Here is a 4,194-nt window from a genome sequence, read left to right as displayed (position 1 = left end):
GCTCTTTTGTTACTTCCGATTTTCCTTCGGAAAATCCTCGCTCACAAAAACGCAACTTTCCATACACAAACACGTTGGCAACCATTTGAACGAACTTAATGGCAATACAAGATAAAATCACTCAAATTTGGGTAAAAACCACAGGAAAAAGAATAAACCCGAACGATTTTGAGTGGTTAATTGGACCTATTGGAAATACAGATATAATTAAAGATAAATTTATCTTCGAATTAGCAGAAAAAGAGAATTTAGAAATTCAAAAAAACTTGCCGAATTCTGGACTTCTTGAAAAAATGGAACAAATCGGAATTTCTGACCAAGACAAAAATCGTTTAAACGATAAAGTTGCTGACTTTTACGAAAACACATCGAATTACGATTTTGAAGTTTGGTCTGAATGGAAAGGTATTTTTAAACCTTTTGGTAAACTTCTTTATTTGATTTTTAGCAAGCGACTTCAACAACTGAATTTACCTCTGAATTCAATTGACACCGCAAAAGGACTGAAAAGTGAAATAATCAAACTAAAAGACAAACATACAAATGAAACGAAATGGACAATTTGGTATAGAATAATAAAAAGCACAAACGATGTAATTTATTCAGGAATTTATACAACTTGTAAAAATCCGAATTATGAAAAACCACTTCTAAAAGTTGTGTTTCCATTGCCAAACGGAAATGCTTCTGTGGTTATGACAAAGAAAGTTGAGAAAGATGGTTCTCTTCTACTCTGCTCTGATGGAAAAAAATTTGGAGATAACGGATTTTACTTCACCTTGACAAATGAAAAAGGAGAATATTGGGCAAGATTTGTAAAATCAATGCACGAATGGATTAGAGTTTATGAAGATGAAGAAAATGTATTGAGAGCTGACCATAACCTGAATTTTTACGGAATTCGGTTTCTGAATTTACATTATAGAATGAATAAAAAAACGGTTGCCAACACCGTATAAAATTAATTGCTGGTGCAAGCCTACTTACGAAAATCCTCGCGGATTTTCTATTCGGTTTGTATTTGCTAAATTAGTTGCTTAAACAACGCAACTAATCTTATACAAACACGTTGTGCTTCATTACCAGAAACCGCAAACCAATGATAAAATTCTTTAGAAAAATTCGACAAAAACTGCTGACTGAAAATAAATTCAGTAAGTATCTGATTTATGCGATTGGCGAAATTGTACTTGTAGTTATAGGAATTTTAATTGCTCTAGGTATAAATAATTTGAACCAAAACAGGATTGCTGAAAATGAAGAAGTCGCAATTCTAAAGGCGATGAAAACAGATTTTCTGGAAACACAAAATAGGACTAAAGCGACAATCAAAAATCAAACAACTGTCGTGGAATTTTGCTACAAATTGCAAATTACAATGAATGAACAAAAAGATATTGATTCTATTGGAGAATATATTTATCGCGGAGCAATATCATACTGGAGAGTAGAACCCGTTAATGGAACTTATGATGGACTGATTGGCTCTGGTAAAACTGACATTATAAAAAATCAAAAATTGAAAAGTTTACTTGCAGAGTTTTCTGCAGAAATTAAATATGGTTTTGAAGATGAAGACTTTTGTTTAGATTTAACATCATCATTGGTGGAGAAATCGAGTAATTATGCTGCATACTTGGAACCTGAAAGGGATAGAAAAAGGAATGGCTTAAACAAACCAATAACTGAAGAAGAAAGAAATAGTGCAATTATTAGACATTTAAAAAATGATTCATTTTTAGGTGTTTTGGTAACAAAATCTGATTTAGAAAAGAATAGATTGGAATATCAAAAAAATATTTTAAAGTTTGTTGAAAATATTATAGCACAAATTGAATCCGAATTAGTAAAAAAAGAATAACGAAAGCACAACAACGTTTATAATTAATGGCTAGTCCTCGCCTACTTACGAAAATCCTCGCGGATTTTCTATTCGGTTTTTATTTGCTAAATTAGGTGCTTAAACACGCCACTAATCATATACAAACCCGTTGTACCCAATTTGAGAAAATGACCACACCAAAAGAAATTTACGATTCAAAAAGGAAAAATTTTGTCAATAAAACAAAGTTATATTTTGAATTTCTGACATCGGAATTTGATTTTGACGAACCAAATTACACGTTTTCGGAACAACCAAATGGGACTGTAATAATGGACGAATTTGAATTTAATAATTCGGACAAAAATTTGAGAATAACAATATCAAATGCTTACCATCCTGTAGACTACGGATTTGAAATAAATCTGACTGATTTAAATACTGGAACGGAAGAAATGATTCATCACGTGCTGAAAGAAAACCAAGATATTGAACAAAGTTATCTCGAAAAAGCATCGGAATTTTTAAAAACTGGATACGGACAAAGATTACGAAGATAAAAATGGAATTGTACAAAAGAGTTATTGAAATAATTGATGCGAATCTGATTTACTGTCTGATTCCCATAATTCTGACTTTAATGCTTGTCGAACTGATTTTCAAAAATCGATTTGAAACGAAAAAAGTTCTGAATTTAATTCGTTGGACAATTATTATTTATACGATAGTTACCTTTTCTTTTTACCTGATTGGAATGGCTATGAATCCAGATGAACACGCCTTTATCAATCGAGCTACTGGACCTTATGCAATTGCATATTGGATTATGTTTTTTGGTGCTCTGATTTTACCACTTACATTGTTTATTAAAAAATTAGCATCGAAATTTTGGTATGTATTATTAGTTGCGTTCGGAATGAAAAGCGGAATGTATTTTGAACGTTTTGTAATAATAACAACAAGCTTCCATAGAGACTATCAAACAGAAAATGGAAACGCTGGACTTATGGAATCAATATCGTATGGAATTGGAATATTCTTTATACAAGGAATCATAATTGCGATACTGACTTTAGGAATATTTGAAATAATAAAAAGAAAAAAAACTGGGTACAACAACGTGTATAATTAATTGCTTTGGCAAGTGCTTATTTGGAAAATTCTTTCGGAATTTTCTCGCGTTCGTTTTTGTTTACTAAATTAGTTGCTGAAACACGCAACTAACCATACACAAAACCGTTAGCCACAAGCGAAAAAAACAGAAATTGTTACCAAATTGGTAACTTTTTTAGTATATTTGCGACAAACAATTAAATGTGAGAGTAATTGCAAAACGAACTTTACGCGATTTTTGGATAAAACATGCTGATTGTGAACAACAATTAAAATCATGGTATCGAGAAACTGAAAAAGCGGAATGGGAAAATATTAACAAGTTGAAAAATGAATATCCAAGCGCTAGTATTTTAAAAGACAATCGTATTGTTTTTAATATAAAAGGTAATGATTATCGGCTGATTGTTAAATTCAACTTTGATTATCAAATCTGTTGGATTCGTTTTATTGGAACTCACGCTGAATATGACAAAATTAACGCAAACGAAATTTAATATGAACATTAAACCTATTAGAAACGAAAAAGATTATCAGAACGCACTCAATAGACTTGAACTGATTTTTGATGCGAAAAAAGGAACTGTAAAAGGTGATGAATTGGAAATACTTTCTATTCTAATTGACCAATACGAAAATGAAAAATTTCCTATTGGAATGCCTGATCCAATTGAGGCTATTAAATTCCGAATGGAACAAATGGGAATGAATCAAAAAGATTTGGCAGAAGTTGTCGGATTTAAAAGCAGAGTTAGTGAAATACTAAATAAAAAAAGAAAACTGACTTTAGGCATGATAAGAAAACTTAATTCTAATCTACATATTCCAACTGAAGTTTTAGTTCAAGATTATTAATAAAAAGCCAGTGGCTAACAACGTGTATAATTAATTGCTGTGGTTGTTGCGTACTCGGAAAATTCCTGCGGAATTTTCTACTGGTTCAGTTTCTTTTATTAACTTAGTTCTCGCCATCGCAACTAATCATTACACGAACACGTTAGCCTTCATTATGACCAACCATTCCTCCATTCAATAACTTAACGCAACAAATCTAAATTTATAGATTTGTTATAATGGAAGTAAAAAAACATAAACGACTTACTCTAAAAGAGAGAATTCAAATAGAGACTCTTTTAAACGAAAACAACACGAAAGCTTATATAGCTAAAAGACTAGATAGAACTAGATCAACAATCTCTAGAGAAGTCAATAAATGGGTGCAAAATAAGTACGATAAATACGAAGCTCATTTAGCTCAT

7 protein-coding genes are annotated in these 4,194 nt (G+C 31.3%); all 7 read left to right on the top strand.

Going from position 1 to position 4,194, the window contains the following annotated elements; all coding sequences use genetic code 11:
* Window positions 1-98 precede the first annotated feature (98 nt).
* Entirely contained in the window at window positions 99-959 is an 861-nt protein-coding gene (locus Q4512_RS16295) for a hypothetical protein (protein ID WP_303426449.1), read from the top strand.
* A 140-nt stretch (window positions 960-1,099) separates the two neighbouring features.
* Complete coding sequence (locus Q4512_RS16290; RefSeq protein ID WP_303426448.1) at window positions 1,100-1,861, top strand: DUF6090 family protein; 762 nt, start codon at window positions 1,100-1,102, stop codon at window positions 1,859-1,861.
* A gap of 149 nt (window positions 1,862-2,010) precedes the next feature.
* The gene (locus tag Q4512_RS16285; protein WP_303426447.1) at window positions 2,011-2,382 is read left to right on the top strand and encodes a hypothetical protein; all 372 of its coding nucleotides are present in this window, start codon (window positions 2,011-2,013) and stop codon (window positions 2,380-2,382) included.
* A 194-nt stretch (window positions 2,383-2,576) separates the two neighbouring features.
* The gene (locus Q4512_RS16280; protein ID WP_303426446.1) at window positions 2,577-2,954 is read left to right on the top strand and encodes a hypothetical protein; all 378 of its coding nucleotides are present in this window, start codon (window positions 2,577-2,579) and stop codon (window positions 2,952-2,954) included.
* A 184-nt stretch (window positions 2,955-3,138) separates the two neighbouring features.
* Complete coding sequence (locus tag Q4512_RS16275) at window positions 3,139-3,432, top strand: type II toxin-antitoxin system HigB family toxin (RefSeq protein ID WP_303426445.1); 294 nt, start codon at window positions 3,139-3,141, stop codon at window positions 3,430-3,432.
* Between the two features lies 1 nt (window position 3,433).
* Window positions 3,434-3,790, top strand: coding sequence for a type II toxin-antitoxin system HigA family antitoxin (locus tag Q4512_RS16270; protein WP_303426444.1), 357 nt, complete (start codon window positions 3,434-3,436; stop codon window positions 3,788-3,790).
* Between the two features lie 218 nt (window positions 3,791-4,008).
* Window positions 4,009-4,194: helix-turn-helix domain-containing protein (locus Q4512_RS16265; RefSeq protein WP_303426443.1), on the top strand; the 186-nt coding region annotated here is incomplete at its 3' end.

Origin of the sequence: Oceanihabitans sp. 2_MG-2023 (assembly GCF_030547245.1) — a bacterium.
Taxonomy (GTDB): domain Bacteria; phylum Bacteroidota; class Bacteroidia; order Flavobacteriales; family Flavobacteriaceae; genus Oceanihabitans.
This window is presented reverse-complemented; position numbering and strand designations above follow the sequence as displayed.